Consider the following 21822-nt stretch of genomic DNA (forward strand, 5'->3'; position numbering starts at 1 on the left):
CACTCCCCGATTGTCGTGGATCGGCTTTGCCGCGGTCCCGTGAGCGTCGGATCGCGAGGTCCGTGTGCGGTCCGTTCGCTTGTCGTGCAGATCCTGTGCAGAGGATGAATCCAAACCCGGCCGGTTTCCCTCAACCTGCGTTGCGAATGCCTCGGCACAGGGCTGGCCTCGCCTTGGGGGGTATCGACACATGGCGTGCAAAGACCGGATCGGCCGGCGTTTCGTAACGAAGCGTTGTCGTCTGTCCGTTACCCGTTCGCCGATGCAGAACCGGATTCCTCACCAGCGCTACGGCCTATGTTCGTGATCTTCCTGACGCCGGCTTACGCGCCGTTCGCGATCGCGTTCGTCGTGATGATCGGGATCGGGCTGATCGAGGCGATCGGCCTTGGGCTCGGCCATCTCGATCTCCACGCGGACGTCCATGCCGAAGCCGATAGCGGCGGCGTGCTCGACTGGCTCGGGCTCGGCCATGAACTGCCGATCCTGATCTGGCTCACCTCTTTGCTCGGCTGCTTCACGCTTTCAGGGATTGCCATTCAGCAGGGCGCGACCGCGCTGGCCGGCGCCCCGCTGCACTGGGGCCTCGCCTCGGGCGGCGCATTAATCGCCGGCAGCCTGCTCAACACGCTCGCCGCCAACGGCCTCGCCCGGATCATGCCCGGCTTCGAGACCAGCGTGATCTCGACCGACGACTTCCTGCGGCGCCGCGGTACGATCCTAGAAGGCACCGCCCGCCGCGGATCGCCGGCCCGCGCAAAGATCGTCGACCAGCACGGGCAGGCGCATTTCATCATGGTCGAGCCGCACGACGACATCGACACGATCGCCGCCGGCGAGACCGCGCTCATCGTCCGCCGCGATGGCAAACTCTTCTACGCACTGCCCGAAGCCAACGCGCTTCTGCGGTCGATCTAACCAACGCATAACCGGGGAGGGTTTCATGCCCGCACAGCTTCTGAACGTCCTGATCTACGCCGGCATCGTGCTGTTCGCATTGGTGGTGATCGGCATCATCCTGACCCGGCTGTACCGCCGCGCGACCAAGGACGTGGCGCTGATCCGTACCGGCTTCGGCGGCGAGAAGGTCGTGCTCAACGGCGGCATCATGGTCATCCCGGTGCTCCACGAATTGATGCAGGTACGCCTGACGACCGTAAAACTGGAAGTCTCACGCCTTAACAAGGACGCGCTGATCACGCTCGACAAGCTGCGCGTCGACGTCGTCGGGCTGTTCCACATCAAGGTGAAACCCGACGCGGAGTCGATCGCCGCCGCGGCACAGACGCTCGGCGATTCGGTCAACAGCCCCGATGCGGTGAAGTCGCTGCTCGACGGCAAGCTCGTCTCGGCGCTGCGCTCGGTTGCTGCGACGATGACGATGGAGCACCTCCACGCCAACCGCGCCGACTTCATCCAGAAGGTGCAGGAGGCGCTGATGACCGATCTGGACATGAACGGCTTCCAGCTCGAGTCCGTCAGCATCACGCATTTCGACCAGACCGCGTTCGAGCATTTCAACGAGAATAACGCGTTCGATGCCGAGGGCCTGACCGTGCTCACGCGGACGATCGAGGAGCGCAAGAAGATCCGCAACGACATCGTCGCCACCAACCGCGTCGAGATCGAGCAGCGTAACCTGGATGCGAACAACCAGTCGCTCGAGATCGCGCAGGCTGCCGAACAGGCGCGCCTGACGCAGGAGCAGACGCTGTCCGCCCGGCGTGCCGAGCAGGCGACCGCGATCGCCACCGCCGAAGCGGAGCAGACCCGTCTCGCCGAGATCGCGCGCATCACCGCCAGCCAGGCGCAGACCGTTGCGCAGACCGAGGCCGACAAGGTGATCCAGACCGCGACCATCGCCCGCGACGGTGCGATTCAGACCGCGACGATCGAGCGCGACCGCACCATCGAAATCGCGCGTATAACGACCGCCGTGCAGACCGCGCAGAAGTCAGAGGAGGAATCGACCGCCACAGCCGCCGCCAATGAGGCTCGTGCGCTCGCCGTCCGCGCCGAGGAAAGCGTTGCCACCGCCAAGGCAACCGAGATTGCCAACCGCAACAAGAACGTCGCCGTGATCGCCGCCACCCAGCGCGCGCAGGAAGAGGCCGTCGGCATCACCGTCGCCGCGACCGCCGAGAAGGAGGCCGCAGAGGCACGCGCCAGTGCCCTGCGGACCGAAGCGACCGCCGAAGCCGATGCCGAGAAGGCCCGTGCGGAAGGTCGCGAGGCAGCGTTCAAGGTCGACGCGGCAGGTCAGGCATCGCTCAACGAGGCGACCAACCTGCTGAGTGACGCACAGACCGCGCTGCTGATCCGCCGCGCGATGCTTGAAGCCCTGCCCGCGATCATCGCTGCGGCCAGCAAGCCAATGGAGAATATTGACAAGATCAGCATCCTCGATGCCCGAGGACTGCATGGCGACGGGAGCAGCGACGGCGCGGCCGGCGGCGGTCAGGGCAATCTCGCCGACGCCGCGGTCGCCGCGGCGATGCGCTACCGCGTCGGCGGCCCACTGATCGATGGGCTGATGGCGGAACTCGGCATGACCGGCAGTTCGTTGAACGGTATGCTCGCCGGGAGCGGCGGGGATGCAGTGCATGCCCGAACCACCTCCACCGATACTCACAAACAGCCCGCTGCACTCAACGGCGGATCGGGCAACCCTCCGGCTTGATCGTGTATATGCGATCGCACGACCCCTCGAAATCGATCTACGCGCCGCTCGGTCGGCAATGGATTTCAAGCACGAGAATTTTTGGGCGAGGCGGCATATCCGGTCGCAACGCGCCGTCCCCGCTAACTACGTGCTTTAGCTATCGTTCGCTGGCAACGGCGGTCCACGGAGCGTCGATCACTCGACCTATGGGTCTTCTCGACTAGGGGGCTACCGAGTAATCTTTCAAACCTGGCTCGCGACCACGACATAGTCTGGTGGTCGAGCGAGCATACCGTAAGCGCCGCCACGCGATCCCAAGCGATTGCATAGCCGCCGGGGGACAATGAGACCGTCGTGACGTGCTCTAAGGACGCTGCCGTTGCCGGCGTTCTCCATGTGTGGGACGTTGAAACCTCCGCTTCCCACCTCCTCGAGACGCCGGCAGTGCAGGGCGAACTGCAAATCGATATTACCGCAGGGAGATGGTTTTCAGCGCTTGTCCAATCGCCACTTGCCGTCCCTCCAAGTGTACAGTGCCGGCAATATTCATCGATGGAATGACCAAGGTCGACGTTCCGGCGGCTGCGTCTTGAGCGACACTGGTCTGCCTACCCTTCATCCTGGCAGTGCCGGCGCCGTCCCAACCATGGACGGTGATCGCGATCCTCTTCCACCACGGCTTGAAGCTACCCTCGGGTTTGGCGAAGTCGATCGACAGGCCGGTGGGGGTGATCGTGCAGCGCACCGTCTGGCGGAAATAGCCGCGGCGGGTGTACGCCAGCGTGCGGCCATCGTCCTCGTAGAGGGTGCCAACGCAATCCGCGCCGGGATAGACGTCGAGCCGCAGCGGGCCGTTCGGGGTTTCGCTTGTGCTCTGGACCAAGGGCTGGCGGGGCAGGATCGTGCCGGCGCGGACGAACACGGGCAGGCGATCGAGGCGCGGTGTTTCTGTCACGCGATCGCCTAGCGTCCGCGCGGTCGGCACGGCTTGCGTCGCAGACTGGATCGGGCCGGCGGCGGCAGGCTCGGGCGTGCCAACGCGCTGGCCGGTCCAATAGTCGTACCAGCCGCCAGCGGGCAGGCACACGTCGTAGGTCTGCGGCGACTCCGGCTTGGGCGGGGGTGCGATCAGCAGCGACTTGCCGAGTGTGAACGCCATCGACTGATCGCACGACGCGGTCGCGGCGGCCGGGTAGTCGTAGAAGACCGGGCGCATGATCGGATCGCCGAAGCGCGCGTTCTGGTCCGCCAGCGCGTAGAAATACGGCATCAGGCGATAACGCTCCTCGATGAAGCGGCGGCGGATCGCGAGATGGTCGGGGCCGTCGACCCAGGGTTCCACGCGAGGTGTGCCGGTCGCCGAATGGTTGCGGAACACCGGCGTGAACGCGCCGATCTCGGTCCAGCGCGTGAGCAGGTCGGGGCTCGGGCCGCCCGCAAAGCCGCTGACGTCGGCGGCGCTGTAGCCGAAGCCGGACAGGCCGAGGTTGATGATCTGCTGTACCGACAGCTTGAGGTGATCCCAGGTCGCGCTGTTGTCGCCGGTCCAGGTGACCGCATAACGCTGCCCGCCAGCATAGCTCGCGCGCGTCATCACGAACGGGCGTTCGTCGGGACGCAGTTTGAGCAGGCCGTCATATGTCGCGCGCGTGTTGAGCATGCCATAGACGTTGTGCGCCTCGCGGTGATCGGTGATGCGCGCCGCGAAATCGTCACTGTCGATACGGTGACGGGTGTCGAGCGGCATCGTCTTGGTCGGCGTTTCGAAGATCGCTGGCTCGTTCATGTCGTTCCAGAACCCTGCGATTCCGGCGTCGAGGAAGCCCTTGTACTGCGTGCCCCACCAGGTCCGTGCGGCGGTCTTGGTGAAGTCGGGGAATACCGAAGGGCCAGGCCAGACCGGCGCGACATACGGGGTGCCATCGGCGTTCTTGATGAACGCGTCGGCCTCCATCCCGCTCTGGTAGGGCGCGTAACCCTGCTCGACCGCGGCGATGTGGAGATCGGTGATCGCGACCAGCTTTATGCCGTCCGCCTTCATCTCGGTGGCGAGCTTGGGTAGGTCGGGGAAGGTCTTGGCGTCGGTGGTGAAGGGGCGGTTGCGATCCTGATAGCCGATGTCGAGCCAGATGACGTCGGTCGGCACCCGGTCGCTGCGCAGGCGCGCGGCGATCTGGCGGACCTCGTCGGCGCTGCCATAGCTGTAGCGCGACTGTTGATAGCCGAGCGCCCATTTCGGGGCGAGCGGCGCGTGGCCGGTCAGGTCGGCATAACGGCGCGTGACCTCGGCCACAGATGGTCCGGCGATGAAATAATAGTCGATCGGGCCGTCGGGGCCGCCGAACGAGAGCGTCTCGGCGTCGCGGTGGCCGAAGTCGAACCAGGTGCGATAGGTGTTGTCGAGCAGGATGCCGTAGCTGCCACCGGCTCCGCCGCTGCCGATGAAAAACGGGATAGACTTGTAGATCGGATCGTCCGCACTGCTGAACCCGAACGCGTCGGTGTTCCAGTCCACGAAGCCGTGGCCGCGGCGGTCGAGCCCCTGAGTCTTGTCGCCGAGGCCGTAGAAATGCTCGGCGATCGGCAGCGTCTTCGCGATCGTGAACGCCTTGCCGTCGGTCGTGACGGGGGCGGCATCGGCGGAGATGACCTTTCCGTCGAGCGTCTCGAAGGTAATCGCGCCGCCGGCACCGATCCGTACGCGGACGCTGGCGGTGGTGAAACCGTCGGGGGCTGCGCTCACCTTGGCGGTCTGCTTGCGGGTCGCCGCCGTCACCGCCCAGCTCGCATCCTCGGCGAACGCGCCGTTCTTGGCGACGCGCACGCGGACGAGGCCGTCGGTCATCGCGGTGATCCGCATGGTCGTCGCGCCTGCACGAACCTCGACGCCGTCATTGCGCGGGGCGAGCGTAGGGGCGGCGAGCGTGGTCGTCTGCGCCTGGACGGGTGCGCTGCAGATGGCGGCGGTGGCGGCGAGCAGGAGGGCGATGCGTTTCATACGTGATCCTTGTGGTCCGCGGCGGCGCGGAGGCGAGAGGCGTGCGACCCGAAATTCGATGCGCAACGGGTCAGGAAATCGTCGATCTTCGGCAGGTCGATGGGATCGATATCGGCGCCGGGTGGGATCAGCCGCGCGGCATCGGGAAAGGTGCCGTAGCCTGCGAACAGGCAGTGCCAGCTGATCGCCGAATAATAGCGGCCGAGCCCGGCGCGATCGATCGCCGCGACCATGTCCGCGCCGGTGAACCAGGTGGACATCAGCATCTTGAGATCACCGGACAGGGCGTCCACGCCGCGCGCTTCTGCCCAATAGCCGGTCGGATCGTCGTGGCGCTGGTTGAGCCGGTAATGCGCGACGATGTAATCGCGGACGCCGTCGTAGCGCGCGGCGATGCGCGTGTTGAATGCGGTGCGGACGGCGTCGGCCGCGCCGTCTTGGTCGACCATGTCGAGGAACGCTTCGACGGTGGCGATCACCAGATGCAGTGCAGTTGCTTCGAGCGGTTCGAGGAAGCCTTGCGCGAGCCCAACCGCGAGTGCGTTGTGCGACCAGCTGTCGCGGACGCGGCCGACGCGCATCCTGAGGTGGCGCGCTTCGCCGGCCTCGGCGCCGATATGCGCGCGCAGTTCCGCTTCCGCCTGTGTTTCGGTCAGGTGGCGGCTCGAGTAGACATAGCCGTTGCCGATGCGGCTGGTCAGCGGGATGTGCCACGCCCAGCCGGCCGACAGCGCGGTCGCGCGCGTTTGGCTAGGGATCGGTGCTCCGGGGGCATGCGCGGTCGGCATCACCACCGCGCGGTCGTTGAACAGCGCGTTGGCGTAGCTGACGAACGGCATTTCGAGCGCGCTGAAGATCGTGCTGCGAAACCCACTGGCATCGACGAAGAAATCGCCTGCGATACGCTCGCCGTCGGTATCGATCAGTGCGGTGATGTCACCGGTTGAGGCAGTCTCGACGCTGACGATACGGCGCTGGAGATGGACGACGCCCAGCGTTTCGGTCGCGTGCGCGGCGAGGAAGGCGCCGACCTTGTACGCGTCGAAATGATAGCCGTAGCTGACCTCGAAGGGGAAGTTTGCGGCAGGCTGCGGCGCGGAGTTCGCAGCGGCGAGGCGGGCAGGGAGCAGGAACTGGTCGGGGTGCGCGTCGACGTCGCGGCCGGTGCGTCGGGCCCGCGTGTTGTAGAAGAATTGCGGCGCGGTGTGCCCGTCGAGCGCGGTGGGGAAGGGGTGGAAATAGCGCTCATACCCCTCGCGGTCCGACCAGCCTTCGAACCCGATCCCGAGCTTGTAGGTCGCATCGCACGCCGGCATCCACTCCGCCTCTGCGATGCCAAGCGTGTCGAAGAAATGCTTCAACTGCGGCGTCGACCCTTCGCCGACGCCGACGATGCCGATCTCCGGGCTTTCGACCAGAGTCACGCGGACGCCGCGATCCCGCCAGCGATGCGCGATTAGGCACGCGGTCATCCACCCGGCGGTGCCCCCGCCGAGGATGACGATATGCTGGCCAAGCCCGTCGATCACCGTCGCAGGACCAGCCCGGACAGCGGCGGCAGCGTCGTCGTGTCGGCGCCATCGGTCGCGAACAGCATGTCGCCGTCAGTGGCAATGCCGGTCGGCCATTCGCGCGCTTCGTCGCCGAGATTGAACACGCAGAGCAGCAACTCGCCATCGGACTGCCGCTCGAACGCGATTACCGCATCGTCGCTGTGCACGATCTGCAGGCTGCCGAGCCGCAACGCCGAATGCGCTTTCCGCGCGGCGATCAGCGCCCGCGTCCAATGCAGCAGCGAGGTCGCGTCCGCTTCCTGCGCGTCAACCGCGATCGCGCGGTGATCTTCCCCGAACGGGAGCCACGGCTCGGTGCTGCCGAACCCGAGATCGGGCGCCGCGCCGATCCACGGCATCGGCGTACGTGCGCCGTCTCGCGACAAGGTCAGCGGCCAGTTCGCGATCGCCTCAGGATCGAGCAGGTCGTCGAACGCGATGTCGACCTGCGTCAAGCCAAGCTCCTCGCCCTGATACAGGAAGATGTTGCCGCGCAACGCAACGAGCAGCAGGATCTTCATCCGCGCGAACGCGTCGCGCTGGTCGGGGGTGGTCCAGCGCGACACCGCGCGCGGCGCGTCGTGGTTCTCGAACGCCCAGCTCGGCCAGCCGAGACCCGGCGTATCGGGCCAGTTGCCGACCGCATCGACGATCAGCTCGGGCGTCAGCCGATCCGCATACAGGAAGTCGAACCCGTACGCGCTGTTGAGCCGGCCGTTGCCGCCGGTAAACAGCTTCATCTCGCGGTCGCTGTCGTCGCCGCCGACTTCGGCGACGGTGAACCCGGCACCATATTCGTCGAGCAGCGCGCGGATCCGCTCGATGAAACCGACGATATCCGGATGGCTCTGGTTGTGCAGCTTCTGCTGAAAATCGAACGACCGCGTCCGCGCGCGATTGGTCGCGGGCGCGGGTGGATTGTCGGTCAGCGCCGGGTCGTGCATCGCGAAGTTGATCGCATCGAGGCGGAAGCCATCGACGCCGCGATCGAGCCAGAACCGCGCGGTCGCGATCAACTCGTCCTGCACCGCGGGGTTGTGCCCGTTGAGCTGCGGCTGGTCCTTGAGGAAATTGTGCATGTAATATTGCCCGCGCCTGGCATCCCAGGTCCAGGCGGGGCCGCCGAACACCGACTGCCAGTTCGACGGCGGCGTGCCGTCGGGCTTCGCATCCGCCCAGACATACCAGTCCGCCTTGTCGCCGCTGCGCGAGGCACGGCTCCGGCGGAACCAGTCATGCTCCTCCGAAGTGTGCGAATAGACCTGATCGACGATGATCTTCAGCCCGAGCGCATGTGCGCGCGCGATCAGCGCGTCGAAATCGGCGAGCGTGCCGAAGATCGGATCGACGTCGCGGTAATCCGATACGTCGTAGCCGAAATCCTTCATCGGCGACGTGAAGAACGGCGACAGCCACACCGCGTCGACGCCGAGGCTGGCGACATAGTCGAGATGCGCGGTGATGCCCGGCAGGTCGCCGATCCCGTCGTCGTTCGAGTCCGCGAAACTCCGGGGATAGATCTGGTAGATCGTCGCGCCCTTCCACCAAGGGTGGTCGGCAACGGACTCAGGTAATCGTGCAGGCATCAACGAGTCTCCGCGGCGCAAACGGCATAGCCGAACGCGGGCAGGGTTAGTGTGACACTGCCGGGGGCGGCAGCGCGGGCTGCGCATGTGCCGGCGAGCGTAGTGAAGCGCGTGGAACCGGTCTCGACCTGCACCGCCTGCGTGATTGGCTTGGCCGACGTGTTGAACGCGAGCAGGGTTTCCGCACCCGTCGTCGGATCGAAGCGCGAAACCGCAAGTAGACCCGGCGCTTCGCTACGGCTGCGGATGACCGTCCGGCCCCGCGTGAGCGCCGGATGCGTGACGCGCACCTTCGCCAGTTCGGCGATTTGGCGGAACAGCGGATTGGTCTCGCCGAAGCTTTCGGTCGCGGTCGTCTTGGTCGTGCCGAGCAGGCGGTTGTCGTTTGAGATCGCAACCTTCGACGCGAACATGTCCTCGCGCGCGTCCTGATCGTTGCCATCGCCGACGAAGCCCTGCTCGTCGCCCGAATAGATCGTCGGCACGCCGCGCAACGTCAGCAGCATCGCGTTCGACAGCAGCACGCGCTTCAGCACCTCGTCGTCGGACGCCTGCGGGAACGCCTTCCGCACGAACGTGGCGAACCGCCCGTCGTCGTGGTTGCCCGTGAAGGTCGGCAGGATTGCCGCGGTGTCGACGCCCTTCGCATACAGCACGTCGCCGTCGAGCAACGCCTCGAACGCATCGGTGCCGCGCGTGCCCGCGACCGTCTCGACCACCGCCTGGCGGAACGCGAAGTCGAGCACCGCGGGTAGCTTGTCGACGATCGTGTGCTGCGCGAGCACCGCGGGGCGGACCTCGTGATCGGAGACTTCGCCGAAGATGTGGAAGTTCAGGATGCCGTTCGCCTGCGCGCGCGTCAGCATCGCCGGCACGAACTGCGCCCAGAATTCGGGGTTCACGTGGCGCGCGGTGTCGATGCGGAAGCCGTCGACCTTGAACCGGTCGATCCACGATCCGAAGATGTCGATCATCCCGCTCACGACGCGCGGGTTTTCCGTCATGATGTCGTCGAGCCCCGAGAAATCGCCCAACGTCGAGCTCTCGTTCATGAAAGTCGTGTCGCCGCGATTATGGTAATAGATCGGGTCATTGAGCCACGCCGGCAACTTCACATTGCGCTCGGCGGCGGGCACGTACGGCGTGTAGGCATAGGTCGTGTCGGTCAGCCTCGCGAAGTTCGCCGCGGTCTGGACACCGTCTCCGACGAAACCGGGATTGATCGCCTTGCCGCCGACACCGCCCTTGCGCTGGTACGGATAGGTCGCGCGATCGCGGTACGGGCAGGGCATGCCGACCGCGCATTCGCGGTACTGGATCACGTCTGCGGTGTGGTTGATGATGATGTCCATATACACCTTCATCCCGCGCTTGTGGGCGGCATCGACGAAGGCGGTCATGTCGGCATTGGTGCCGAGATGCGGGTCGACCTGCGTGAAGTCGGTGATCCAGTATCCGTGATAGCCCGCGGATTCGTGGCCCGGCGAACCCTGCACCGCCTTGTTCTTGAAGATCGGCCCGAGCCATATCGCGGTCGCGCCGAGATGCTGGATATAGTCGAGCCGCTTGGTCAGGCCCTTCAGGTCGCCGCCGTGATAGAAGCCCTTCGCGGTCGGATCATAGCCGGTCTTCAGCCGGTCGCCGCCGATCCCGCCGCGGTCATTGCTCGGGTCGGCATTCTCGAACCGGTCGGGCAGGACGAAATAGATCACCTCGTCCTGCGGCGCACGCGCGCGGTAGTCGACGGGCGGCACGGCGGCCGCGCCGGACAGCGCGAGCAGGATGGCAGTGGCGATGCTCATGCGCCGAGCCCTGCCGGTGACGCGCAATGCTGCGCGACGAACGCGGCGTGGTCCTGCATCTGGCCCGCTTCGCGCGCGTTGAGCTTGTCGATCGTGTCCATGAATTCCCCCAGGTCGCTCGTCGATATCGCGTCGGCCAGCGGGTGGTGGCCCGCCGGCATGATGCCTTGTCCCGCCAGCACCTGAAGCCAGCCAACTTCGGTGAACAGCTCCTCATGCTCGCGGACGATGTGTCCGTTGCCGCGCCACAGGTCGATCTTCGCGGCGAGCGTGTCGGGGACGGCCATGTCGCGGCACTCGCGCCAGAACGGCGTGTCGTCGCGCGCCGTCGCCTTGTAGTGGAGGATGATGAAGTCGCGGATGCGTTCGTATTCGAAGTCGCTCTGCCGGTTGAACTCGGTGCGGTCGGCGTCGGCGATGACGCGGCCAGGCAATAGCTTCAGCAATCGCGAGATCGCCGACTGGATCAGGTGGATGCTGGTGGATTCGAGCGGTTCCATGAACCCCGCGGCGAGCCCGAGCCCGACGACGTTGCGGTTCCACATCCGCTTGCGGCGGCCGGTGCGGAACGCGATCGTCCGCGGATCGGCCATCGCCGGCGTGTCGAGCCCCGCCAGCAAGGTCGCGGTCGCCTCGTCCTCGCTCATGTGCGCGCTGGAGAAGACGACGCCGTTGCCCGTGCGGTGCTGCAACGGGATTCGCCACTGCCAGCCGGCGGGATGCGCGGTCGAGCGCGTGTAGGGCGTGAACTTATTGCTTCGCGCAGACGGCACCGCGATCGCGCGATCACACGGCAGCCAGCGCGTCCAGTCCTCGTACCCGGTGCCGAGCGCCTCCTCGATCAACAGCCCGCGAAACCCGGTGCAGTCGATATACAGGTCGGCGTCGACGGTGGTGCCGTTCTCCAGCACGAGGCCGGAGACGTCGCCGCTCTCGCCGTCGCGCGTGACGCGGACGATCTTGCCTTCGATCCGGTTGACGCCGCGCGTTTCCGAATAGCGCCGCAGGTAGCGCGCGTAGAGCCCCGCATCGAAATGATAGGCGTACGGCATCGACGGCAGCGTCCGCGCGGTACGAGCCGGCCCCCGCTGCATCCGCTCGGCAAGTGCCGCGTGCGTATTCAGCGAATAGGCGCCGAGCTCGCCGGCCAGCCCGAGCGATCGCGCGCGCAGCCAATATTGGTGGAAGGGCAGCAAGCCGACGTCGCGACCGACATCGCCGAACGCGTGCATGTAGCGATGGCCGGGCTTGAACCAGTCGACGAACTCGATGCCGAGCTTGAACGTGCCGCCGGTCGCGCGGAGGAACGCGTCCTCGTCGAGACCGAGTGCGTCGTTGAACAAATGAATCTGCGGGATCGTCGCCTCGCCCACCCCGACCGTGCCGATCTCGTCGGACTCGATCAGGTCGATCTCGTATCCCGTCTCCAGGAACCGAGCGAAGGTCGCCGCTGCCATCCAGCCGGCTGTACCGCCACCGGCGATCACGATACGCAAAGGGTGATTGGCCATCGTCCGCGTCCCCGCTTCGAAACCGTCAGGTGCCGCCATCGCGGGGCAAATGCGGGGCGGCGTCAACCGCCCCGCCATCGACATCAGAACTTGTAGGTGATGCCGACATAGTAGTCGCGACCATAGCGCTGGTAGTCGATCACCTGGCGCGGGTCGTCGTTCTGGTAGGTCACGAACGGCCGGTCGGTCAGGTTCTTCGCCTGCGCCAGGATCGCGAAGTTCGCAAGCGGACCGCTCTGGAACTCATAGCCGATCTGCGCATCCAGGATGCCCTCGGACCGTGCCGTGCGATAGGTCGGGTTGGCCGATAGGCCAGCGACTTCGGCGAGGAAGCTGGAGCGATAGCGATAGTTCGCGCGCGCCTGGAAGCCCCATTTCTCGAAGTAGATCGTGCCGCTGCCGGTCCACTTGGACAGGCCGGGCAGGGTGATCGCCTCGGTCGGGTTGCTGCCGTACTTGATCGTCGACTGCGTGTAGTTGCCGCTCGCGAAGATGCCGAAGCCATCGAGCGCCGACGTGATCGCCTTGAACGGCAGCGACACCGTACCTTCGACGCCCAGCACTTCGCCGCGACCGGTGTTGGCGGGCGACGAGACGTTGCCGATCGTCTGGCCCGCCGCGATCACCTGCGCCTGCTGCGCCGCGGTCAGCGCCGGCAGCAACGCCGAGAAGTCGTAGGGCAGCGAGTTGTTCGGATCGACGAAGTCGGTCAGATGCTTGAAATACCCCGACAACGCGACATAGCCGCCCCCGTTGAAATACTTCTCGAACGACAGATCGATGTTGGTCGACTGGTATGGCTTCAGATTGACGTTGCCACCGGTCGACGTGAACACCGGGAACAGCCCGGCGGGCGTCTGGCCGATGTTGGTCAGGTTGATCGCCACGTCCTGCGTGACACGCTCCTGGTCGAGACGCGGACGGACCATCGTCTGCGAGGCGCCGACCTTGACGAAGCCCAGCGGGATCAGTTCGACCGACATCGTCGCCGAGGGCAGGAAGTTCGTGTATTTCAGCGACTGCTTCACGGGTGCGATCGTCACTGCGCCGCCGACGACGCTGGCGATCTGGCCGGTCGAGCTCTGGTCCGAATGCACCACCTGCGCACCGATCGATCCCTTGAGCGGCTTGTCGCCGACCAGGCCGTCGATCGTGACCTTGGCATAGCCGGTCCAGACCTTCTCGAGCACGACATTGTCGCGCACCAGCGCGGACGGACGGCCATCGAACGCCGCGTTGAGCGAGTTGTTGTAGAGATACAGCGGATCGAGCGTCAGCATCTGCGGGATGCCGAGATAATCGAGCGCCACGTTCTTGCCGAGCAATGCCTCGCTGGGAACGTTGCCGCTCAGTGGCGAGCCACTCGCGACGGTGCAGTTGGTGCCACCGCCGGTCGGGCAGAGGAAGTACGACGTGTACGCGCTGGTCTTCTTGCGCTGGCTGTAGTTGCCGCCGGCTTCCCAGCCCTTGACGACGCTGTCGGAGAACTCGCCGTTCAGGCTCGCGCGGAGCGACTTCAGATCATCCTTGAAGCTTGGCCGGTTGAGGAAGCCCGACTGGACGACCTGCTGCGTGCCGTTGTTGCCCCAGCCCTGCGGATCGGTCAGCTTGAAGATGTTGGTGTTGGTGTAATCGAGCGTCGGCGAGAAGGTGTAGGTGCCGTTGCCGTTCTGCTTGACGGTGACTGTGTCCGCCGCGCCGCTCTTGGCGAAGCCGGTACCGGTGTTGGTCTCGAGCAGGAAGTCGGTGCGCTTCGCACGGCTCCAGCTCGCATCGACGTTGAGGTGAACCGACTCGGTCAGCTTGAGGTCGTTGTTCCAGCCGAGCGAGAAATTGTCCGCCTTGCGCTGGTTATAGTCGTTACGCTGCACCGCGAAGACGTTGCCGAACGTCGCGCTGGTCGCGAAGCCGTCGGCAATTGTCACGCCGGTAGCGGTCGTTCCGCCAGGCGAGGTCGGTGTCGTCAACTGACCAGCCAGCGGGAACTCGATGCCGCGCAGGATCTGCGTTTCCTCGAAGTGCGAATACAGCGCATCGAACGTCGAATGGAAGCTGTCGGACGGCTGCCACTCGATCGTGGCGACGCCGCCATAGCGCTTCAGCCCGTTCGACTGGACGTACGGCTTGGCGCCGTTGAGCAGGAACGGGCTGGTCGCGGTGCCGGCGCCGCTATAGCCCCACGCGTTGTAGCGCTCGTCCTGCGACGGCGTCTGCGTCGCCGACACGCCGATCGCGATGCCGAGCGTGTCGTTGGCGAACTTGTCGACATAGGTCGCCGACGCGCGATAGCCGTAGCGATCGCCATCCGGGTTGAGCTTGTCGATGCCGTTCATCTGCGCCCGCGCGCTGACCGCGATGATGCGGTGCGCCTGGTCGAGCGGACGCAGCATGCGCAGGTCGACCGTACCGGCGACGCCTGCGGCGATCAGCGACGCGTCGGCCGACTTGTAGACGTTGACGGTCTTGAAGAATTCCGACGGGTACTGGTCGAACTCGACGCCGCGGTTGTCGCCGGTCGTCACCTGTTCGCGGCCGTTGAGCAGCGTGGTCGAGAAATCGGGGCCGAGGCCGCGGATCGACAGGCGCTGGTCGCGGCCTTCGAGACGCTGCGCGGTCACGCCGGGCAGGCGAGCGAGCGAGTCCGCGATCGACACGTCGGGCAGCTTGCCGACGTCTTCGGCCGAGATCGAATCGACGATCAGGACCGACTGGCGCTTGATCTTCGCGGAGGATTCCAGGCCGGCGCGGATACCGGTGACGACGATCTCGTCACCGCCAGCGGCATCGGCCTGGGCTGTGGTTGGCACGGCATCGGCGGGCTGAGGCGTCGGCGCGGCGACGGTCGGGACCGCGTCGATCTGCGCTGGTGCAGTCGGATTGGCATTTGCCGTGCCCGGCGTCGCTTGCGCGAACACAGCCTGACCCGGCAGCATCAGAGCAGCGGCAAGCGCGGTCGCGCTGACTTGCAGTGCGAGGCGGCTATGCGCGGAAATGCCGGACGCGACGCGCAGGCGGCACGGAATAGACTGGCTCATGAAATCCCCTTCAGGCGAGATTAATCCCGCGCATCCTCAATTGCTTGTTTTGGTATCCCCGACGTCGTGCTGACGCGTCGGGTGTCGCAACACGGCTATATTTCGGGTGGAGGCGTTGCAAAAGGGACGGGCATACGTATTCACTGTTTCATGCAAACCGTGTCTCTTCAGGACCACGCCCGCCCACAGTGGCGCGGGCAAGGGCGCTGACGATGGGTCGCCGCCCGACATCGTTCGACATCGCGCAACTGGCCGGCGTGTCGCAGCCGACGGTGTCGCGGGCGTTGCGCGGATCGAAGTCGGTCAACGCGCAGACCCGCCAGCGGATCGAGGCGATCGCGCGCAGCCTGCACTACGCGGTCGACAAGCACGCCTCGTCGCTACGAAGCCAGTCGGCGAACACACTGGCGCTGCTGTTCTTCGAGGAGCCGGCCGAGGACGAGTCGACGATCAACCCGTTCTTCCTGTCGATGCTGGGCTCGATCACGCACGCTTGTGCCCGCGCCGGCTACGACCTGCTGATCTCGTTCCAGCAATTGTCGGGCGACTGGCACGTCGATTACCAGGACAGCCGCAAGGCCGACGGCATCATCCTGCTCGGCTACGGCGATTACGAAGCCTACCGGGCGCGTCTCGATCACCTGACCGAACAGGGTACCAAGGTGGTGCGCTGGGGCGCGGTCGGGACCGGGCCCGCCGGGATCACGGTCGGCTCGGACAACCGCGGCGGCGGCGAGGCGGCCACCGCGCACCTGATTGCGCGCGGCCGACGGCGGATCGCGTTCCTGGGCGCCGCGGACGGGCGGTATCCCGAACTGGAGGACCGGTATCGGGGATATCTCGACGCGTTGGCGGCTGCGGGGCTGACGGCGGACGCCGCATTGCAGGTCGATGCAATCACCACCGAAGACGCCGGACAGGACGCGATCGCCGAACTCGCGCGCCGCGGCGCCGACTATGACGCCATTTTCGCGGCTAGCGACAGCATCGCGATCGGCGCGATGCGCGCGCTGGCGGCCGCAGGGCGACCGATCCCGGACGACGTCGCGATCGTCGGCTTCGACGATATCGCCTCGGCGCAACTCACCAACCCGCCGCTGACGACCGTGACGCAGGACGCGCGCCGGGCAGGGGAGGCGCTGGTACGGACGTTGCTGGCGAAACTGCGCGGCGAAGTGTCCGACGACTCGCCCTTGCCGACCCGACTGGTGATCCGCGCGAGCAGCGGGGCATGGCCCAGCACGATCCTCCCCCGCCAGGGGGAGGTGGCAGGCGTCAGCCTGACGGAGGGGGCGGCATGAGCAACCGCTGTTGCGCAACCTCCCCCTCCGTCACCTGCGGCGCCACCTCCCCCTGGCGGGGGAGGATCGCGTGTAAGGGCGGCCGCTCAGTCGTCGAACAGGAACAGATTGAGCGTCAGCCGCCCGGACAGCGGCTCCGAACTCAGCACCACCTCAGGCGGCAGATACGCACAGTGCAGCGTATTTCCCGCATAGATCAGCGCGCGGTTGAAGCGCGCCGGCTGGACCGCGATGCGTTCGTACAATGCCGTGTCGCCGGCGATGTAGGACGCCTCGGGCATGCCGTGCGCCTGCACGCCCGCCTCCAGCTCTGCCCTGAACCGATCGAGCCGCGACGCATCGACGGTCTCGAACGCCGTCGATCGCTGGCGGTAGAACGCAGTGCCGCCCTGTTCGCCATGGCCGAGGAATAGCAGCACGGCGATCCGCCCCCGCTCGACGCCGTCGAAATGCGGCAATCGCTGGATCGGCGCAAGATCGCCAGGCGCCGTGGTAACGAGCGAATAATAGGCTTCGGATACCGCCAGCGCCGGATCGAGCTCAAAATGCTCCGCCAACAATGGCGCGATCCGGCGTCGCATCGTCTCGGCGAGGCGCGGCGGCACCTCGGCGCGGACGCCGGGATAATGCGGGCCGATCGGTGCCATCCGCAGGCTCGCCGCATCCTCGCGCAGTGCGTCCGGGTCGGGCCAGAAATCATCGATCACGATCAGCGGGCGCTGTTCCTCCCCCTGGAGGTGAAGCGTGGTTTTCGGCGTTTGGGTCATACCGGCCTTCATGCGGTGTGGCGGCGCGGCGGGGCAAGGTATTCGTATGCATAGTTGTTTTGCCGGTCGCTTGGGGTCAAGCCGGTCCATCAGATCGCCACGCAGACAAGTGGCGACCGATCAGGAGAGCCGCGTTTTGACCGAGAAACCAGTCCAGGGCTTTGCCGGCCTGTGGAACATCAGCTTCGGCTTTTTCGGGATCCAGATCGGCTTCGCGCTACAGAACGCCAATATGAGCCGGATCTTCCAGACGCTTGGCGGATCGCTCGACGATCTCTCCTATCTATGGGTCGCGGCACCGCTGACCGGTCTGCTCGTCCAGCCGATCATCGGCCACTACAGCGATCGCACCTGGACACGTTTCGGCCGCCGCCGTCCGTATTTCTTCGCCGGTGCCGTCCTCGCAGCGCTCGCGCTGTTCGTGATGCCCGAGGCGAAGATGCTGTGGCTCGCCGCGCTGACGCTGTGGGTGCTCGACGCCTCGGTCAACGTGTCGATGGAGCCGTTCCGCGCGTTCGTCGGCGACATGCTGCGCAAGGACCAGCACACTGCGGGCTATGCGCTCCAGACCGCGTTCATCGGCACGGGCGCAGTCGTCGGCTCGATCTTTCCGTTCGCGCTCGCGCATCTCGGCGTGTCGGGCGATGCGCTGGCGGGTGTTCCCGACACCGTGCGCTACAGCTTCTGGTTCGGCGGCGCGGCATTGCTGCTCGCAGTCCTGTGGACGGTCGGCAACACGCGCGAATACAGCCCCGAACAGATGGCATCGTTCGCTGAATCCGACCGTGACGAGGCGCACAGCGTTCCGGTCCGCGCGCTTGCCAGTCGCGGCTTCGCGACCAGCATCGCCTGGATCGTCGCCGGCATAGCGGTCGTGGTCGCGGTGCCCGAACTGGCGTTGCAGAAAGAAGTGTACCTGCTCGGCGGCCTGCTCGTAGCCTATGGCGGCGCCAGCCTCGCGGCCATACTCCTCGCGCGTGGCGGCAATGTCGACAACGCGCTGAGCCAGATCGTCGGCGACTTTGCCGCGATGCCCAGCGTCATGAAGCGCCTGGCGCTCGTCCAGTTCTTCAGCTGGTCCGCGCTGTTCATCATGTGGATCTTCACCACGCCCGTCGTCGCCCAGTACATGTACGGGTCGAGCGACGCGACGAGCGCCGCCTACAATGCGGGCAGCGATTGGGTCGGTGTGCTGTTCGCAGTCTACAATGCCGTCGCCGCGCTGGTCGCGTTACTGATACTGCCGCGGTTGGCCAGACGGATCGGCCGGGTCAAAACGCATATCGCCTGCCTGCTGTGCGGTGCCGCGGGGTTTGCGAGCTTCCTCGTGGTGCGCGATCCGACGATGCTGATCGTCAGCGAAGTCGGCGTCGGGATTGCCTGGGCGTCGATCCTCGCCATGCCCTACGCGATCCTCGCCTCCAGCCTGCCGCAAGCCAAGCTCGGTATCTACATGGGGTTGTTCAACATCTTCATCGTTCTTCCGCAGCTGCTGGTTGCCACGCTGATGGGATCGGTGCTGAAGGCATTCTTCCCGACCGAACCGATCTGGACGATGGCATTCGCCGCCATCGTGATGATTCTCGCAGCCCTCGCGATGCTGCGCGTCCCCGAGATTCCCGATAAGTTCTCCTGATGCGAGAAGCAGCAAACCGGCGCTGGACGGCTAGAGAAGGGGCCGCGCGATGTGGGCGACGTATGCGACGTCTTCGGTGCGCGCGTCGCTGGACATCGACGATCTGTCTGGTGCGCTTGCCATCCCTGGGGACGAAACCTCGATCGGACTTGCTCAAGCGGCGATCTTTCAAGACCCGATGCGGCATGTGACAGCCTGAATCTTCAGAGCACCCCGCTGATTACTCGGGGCTCGGATGGCACGCAATAGTCGCATAGCCGCCTTCTGCAGGTAACAATATATAACCGCGCAGTCCGAGCTTTATCATTCGAGCAAGGCTAAGGACGTTTGCCCCCGTTTAATGAGGGTCGAAAGTTGCGAACCCGGAAATCCCCAGAACTGCGCTTTGTGGATCTTCCGGTTTAGCCTCCGTGTTCAAACCATCCATTAGTCCCATTCGCTCTGATTGCTCAGCTGGACGGAACGGAAGGAACGGTGCCCTCGAACCATGTGTTGCCGGGGAGAGAATGGGCGAGGCTGAGATCGCCGTTGTGCCCCCGGAAGATTTGCCGGGCGAGCGCCAGACCCACGCCCGTGCCCTCGGTCTTGGTGGTGAAGAAAGGTCGGAAGATGTCGACCTGGTTTGCGACGGGGATACCGGGGCCGGTGTCGGTCACCGTGAACTGTGTTTGGCCGACAAAGGCAGAGATGGTGAGCGTGACCCGCATGTCGGACGAGTCGTGCAACGCTTCGGCTGCGTTCTGCAACACCGCCCAGAGCGCCGCGGTCAATTGATCGGGGTCGGCCAGCAGATGGGCCGGTGCATCGATGAGGTCGGTCGTAAACGCGATCCTCGGCCATCTCGTCGCAAACAATGCCGCCAGATCGCTGACGAACCCGGCCAGAGGGATACGCTCCACCGAGGGGGCGGGCAGCTTCGCCAACGCACGGTAGCTTTCGCCGAACCGGTGCAGGCTGGCGGCGCGGCGCGCGACGGTCTCAACCGCGTCGCGCACCTTGGGCAGCATCGGGTCCGGATCGTCGAGCATCGCCACCGCGGTCTCGGCTAGCGAGGCGATCGGGGTAAGCGCGTTGACGATCTCGTGGCTCAGGACCTGGACGAGTTCGCGCAACGCGGCGGCCTCGGCGGCCTTCAGTTCGGCGTCGATGTCGATCAGCGCGCCGATCCGCGTCATTCGCCCTGCCAGTGCAAGGTCGCCGGTGGCCAGCGCGAAGCTCCGGATGTCGGCGTCCTGCCCGATCTCGATCGTGGCGGTGCGGCCGGGGCGGGTGTCGGCGAGCGCGGAAACGAGCCCCTCAGGCGGATCGACGACCAGATCGCCTGCGCCAAGCAATCGCCGCGCGGCGCGGTTGACGGCGCGCAACCGGCCGTCGTCGAGCGCAACCAAGGGCGCAGGCGACAGATCGAGATAGGCGTTCAGACGGCGCCGTTCCTCTTCTCCGGCAGACGGGGCCGGGATTGGTGGCGCCGGCATCGGCGAGCGCTGACCAGCGTCGACCAGGTCGAGCGCGACGATCCAGGTCGCGATCATCGCCGCGAGGAGCGCGGTGGCGTACAGACCGCGTGTGGCCGCAACCGCACCACCGGCGCCGGCCGCAGCTATCACCAGCGCGCGTACCACCGCGCGCATCCGGTCAGAGGCCATAGCGCGCCATCCGGCGATAGAGCGCCGCGCGGGTCAGTCCGAGCTGTGCGGCGGCGCGGCTGACGTTGAAGGCGTGACGCTCGAGTGCCGCGGTGATCAGCGTTTCCTCGTTGCGCGCGAGCGACAGATCGGGGGCGAGCGATTGCGGCTCGGCGGCGCCGGGTGAACGCACCAGGTCGCCGACCGCGTAAGTCTCGCCATTGCCGAGCAGAACCGCGCGTTCCATCGTCTGGCGCAGGCCGCGGACGTTGTCGGGCCAACGATCCGCCGCGATCGCCTGCACAGTGTCCGCATCGAGTGGTCTGAGGGGCTTGCCGTGGCGGTAGGCGAACAGTGCAAGGAAATGGCGTGCGAGCAGCGCCGCGTCGCCCGCGCGATCCACGAGCGGCGGGAGGGTGATTTCGATCGTTCCGACGCGGTCGAGCAGGTCTTCGCCGATTGCCCCCCGAACGCCGGTGCGATCCAGTCGCGCGGTCGCAATGACGCGGATGCCGTCGAGCGCGGACAGCAGAACGCCGTTGAGCGCACGAGGCAGGCGGTCGATATGGTCGATCACCAGCAACCCGCCAGCGGCTGCTGCCGTTTGCTGGGCGATGACAGCGGCGTCCGCGGCCTCGGCGTCCACCGTGATGAGCGGCAGGCTGGCGTGGGGCGAGGCCTGATGAACCAGTCGGGCGATCAGCGTCTTGCCGGTGCCCGCAGCGCCGTGGATCAGGATCGGGGCCGCGGTCGGCGCGACGCGGGCGACCAGGTCGCGGGCGCGTGCGATCCCGGCGCTTTCGCCGAGCAGAATGCCGTCGTGGATGGGCGGTGTCGCCGCTGTCTCCAGCTTCGCGCGGCGCAGCGCCAGCCCGCGCTCCACCGTGGTCAGCAGGCGTTCGTTGTTCCAGGGCTTGATCACGAAATCGGTCGCGCCGCTGCGCATCGCCCGGACGGCGACCGCGATCCCGCTATGCCCGGTGACGACGATGACGACCGCCCGCGCGTCCGCTGCGATCAGCCGGTCGAGCATCGCGAAACCCTCCTCGCCTGTGGTCCGCCCGCGCGCGAAGTTGAGGTCGAGCAGGATGACGTCAATCGGTTCGCCTGCGAGCAGCACCCAGGCCGCCTCCGGGTTCGCCGCGGTCGACACGCGCATCCCGTGCCGCTCGAGCAGCAACCGCGCTGCCTTGGCGATGTCGGGATCGTCGTCGACTACCAGGATATGTGATTCGGTTGACATGGCCGTCATAGTGTCCGGAAATGGACAGTTGGTACAGTAGCGGTGACTGTTCCGGTGCCTTCGACAAGGAAGGCTAGTAATAACAGTGACTTAGGTTTACCTC

The 21822-nt window shown here is 66.0% G+C and carries 14 protein-coding genes; 5 read left to right on the top strand and 9 right to left on the bottom strand.

All coding sequences use genetic code 11. The annotated features are described in order from the left end of the window. Positions 1-297: 297 nt before the first annotated feature. Complete coding sequence (locus E5673_RS11120) at positions 298-918, top strand: OB-fold-containig protein (RefSeq protein ID WP_136190052.1); 621 nt, start codon at positions 298-300, stop codon at positions 916-918. Between the two features lie 25 nt (positions 919-943). Next, on the top strand, positions 944-2680 hold the full coding sequence (locus tag E5673_RS11125) for a flotillin domain-containing protein (RefSeq protein ID WP_247599340.1): 1737 nt from the start codon (positions 944-946) through the stop codon (positions 2678-2680). A 451-nt stretch (positions 2681-3131) separates the two neighbouring features. On the opposite strand, the gene E5673_RS11130 is transcribed toward E5673_RS11125, so the two are convergent. Genes E5673_RS11130 through E5673_RS11155 form a run of 6 tightly spaced genes read right to left on the bottom strand, consistent with a single transcriptional unit; the run spans position 3132 to position 15147 of the window. Further along, entirely contained in the window at positions 3132-5660 is a 2529-nt protein-coding gene (locus tag E5673_RS11130) for a TIM-barrel domain-containing protein (RefSeq protein ID WP_136190053.1), read from the bottom strand. Beyond that, a complete protein-coding gene (locus E5673_RS11135; RefSeq protein WP_136190054.1) occupies positions 5657-7189 on the bottom strand; it encodes a tryptophan halogenase family protein in 1533 nt (510 codons plus the stop codon). The genes E5673_RS11130 and E5673_RS11135 overlap by 4 nt, the downstream gene beginning before the upstream one ends. Beyond that, positions 7186-8799 (bottom strand): alpha-amylase family glycosyl hydrolase, encoded by a 1614-nt coding sequence (locus E5673_RS11140; RefSeq protein WP_136190055.1) that lies wholly within the window; start codon positions 8797-8799, stop codon positions 7186-7188. The genes E5673_RS11135 and E5673_RS11140 overlap by 4 nt, the downstream gene beginning before the upstream one ends. Next, positions 8799-10601 (bottom strand): alpha-amylase family glycosyl hydrolase, encoded by a 1803-nt coding sequence (locus tag E5673_RS11145; protein ID WP_136190056.1) that lies wholly within the window; start codon positions 10599-10601, stop codon positions 8799-8801. Before E5673_RS11145 ends, E5673_RS11140 begins: the two co-directional genes overlap by 1 nt. Next, the gene (locus tag E5673_RS11150; protein ID WP_247599341.1) at positions 10598-12151 is read right to left on the bottom strand and encodes a tryptophan halogenase family protein; all 1554 of its coding nucleotides are present in this window, start codon (positions 12149-12151) and stop codon (positions 10598-10600) included. Before E5673_RS11150 ends, E5673_RS11145 begins: the two co-directional genes overlap by 4 nt. Positions 12152-12195: 44 nt before the next feature. Beyond that, positions 12196-15147: a TonB-dependent receptor gene (locus tag E5673_RS11155; protein WP_247599342.1), complete on the bottom strand. Its 2952-nt coding sequence runs from the start codon at positions 15145-15147 to the stop codon at positions 12196-12198. A 212-nt stretch (positions 15148-15359) separates the two neighbouring features. Here E5673_RS11155 and E5673_RS11160 point away from each other — a divergent pair, with 212 nt between their 5' ends. Continuing rightward, complete coding sequence (locus E5673_RS11160; protein ID WP_210731730.1) at positions 15360-16448, top strand: substrate-binding domain-containing protein; 1089 nt, start codon at positions 15360-15362, stop codon at positions 16446-16448. Positions 16449-16534: 86 nt separating this feature from the next. On the opposite strand, the gene E5673_RS11165 is transcribed toward E5673_RS11160, so the two are convergent. Continuing rightward, entirely contained in the window at positions 16535-17215 is a 681-nt protein-coding gene (locus E5673_RS11165) for a DUF6445 family protein (protein WP_136190057.1), read from the bottom strand. A 136-nt stretch (positions 17216-17351) separates the two neighbouring features. Between E5673_RS11165 and E5673_RS11170 the strand changes: the two genes are divergently transcribed. Both E5673_RS11170 and E5673_RS19680 read left to right on the top strand, forming a co-directional pair. Then, on the top strand, positions 17352-18851 hold the full coding sequence (locus E5673_RS11170; RefSeq protein ID WP_247599343.1) for an MFS transporter: 1500 nt from the start codon (positions 17352-17354) through the stop codon (positions 18849-18851). Between the two features lie 49 nt (positions 18852-18900). Further along, positions 18901-19050, top strand: coding sequence for a hypothetical protein (locus tag E5673_RS19680; protein WP_168711611.1), 150 nt, complete (start codon positions 18901-18903; stop codon positions 19048-19050). 250 nt (positions 19051-19300) lie between these two features. Here the strand turns inward: E5673_RS19680 and E5673_RS11175 are convergent, their stop codons facing one another. Both E5673_RS11175 and E5673_RS11180 read right to left on the bottom strand, forming a co-directional pair. Then, positions 19301-20497, bottom strand: coding sequence for an ATP-binding protein (locus E5673_RS11175; protein ID WP_136190059.1), 1197 nt, complete (start codon positions 20495-20497; stop codon positions 19301-19303). Continuing rightward, the gene (locus tag E5673_RS11180) at positions 20487-21719 is read right to left on the bottom strand and encodes a response regulator (protein ID WP_136190060.1); all 1233 of its coding nucleotides are present in this window, start codon (positions 21717-21719) and stop codon (positions 20487-20489) included. Before E5673_RS11180 ends, E5673_RS11175 begins: the two co-directional genes overlap by 11 nt. Positions 21720-21822 lie beyond the last annotated feature (103 nt).

Source organism: Sphingomonas sp. PAMC26645 (genome assembly GCF_004795835.1).
Classification (GTDB): domain Bacteria; phylum Pseudomonadota; class Alphaproteobacteria; order Sphingomonadales; family Sphingomonadaceae; genus Sphingomonas.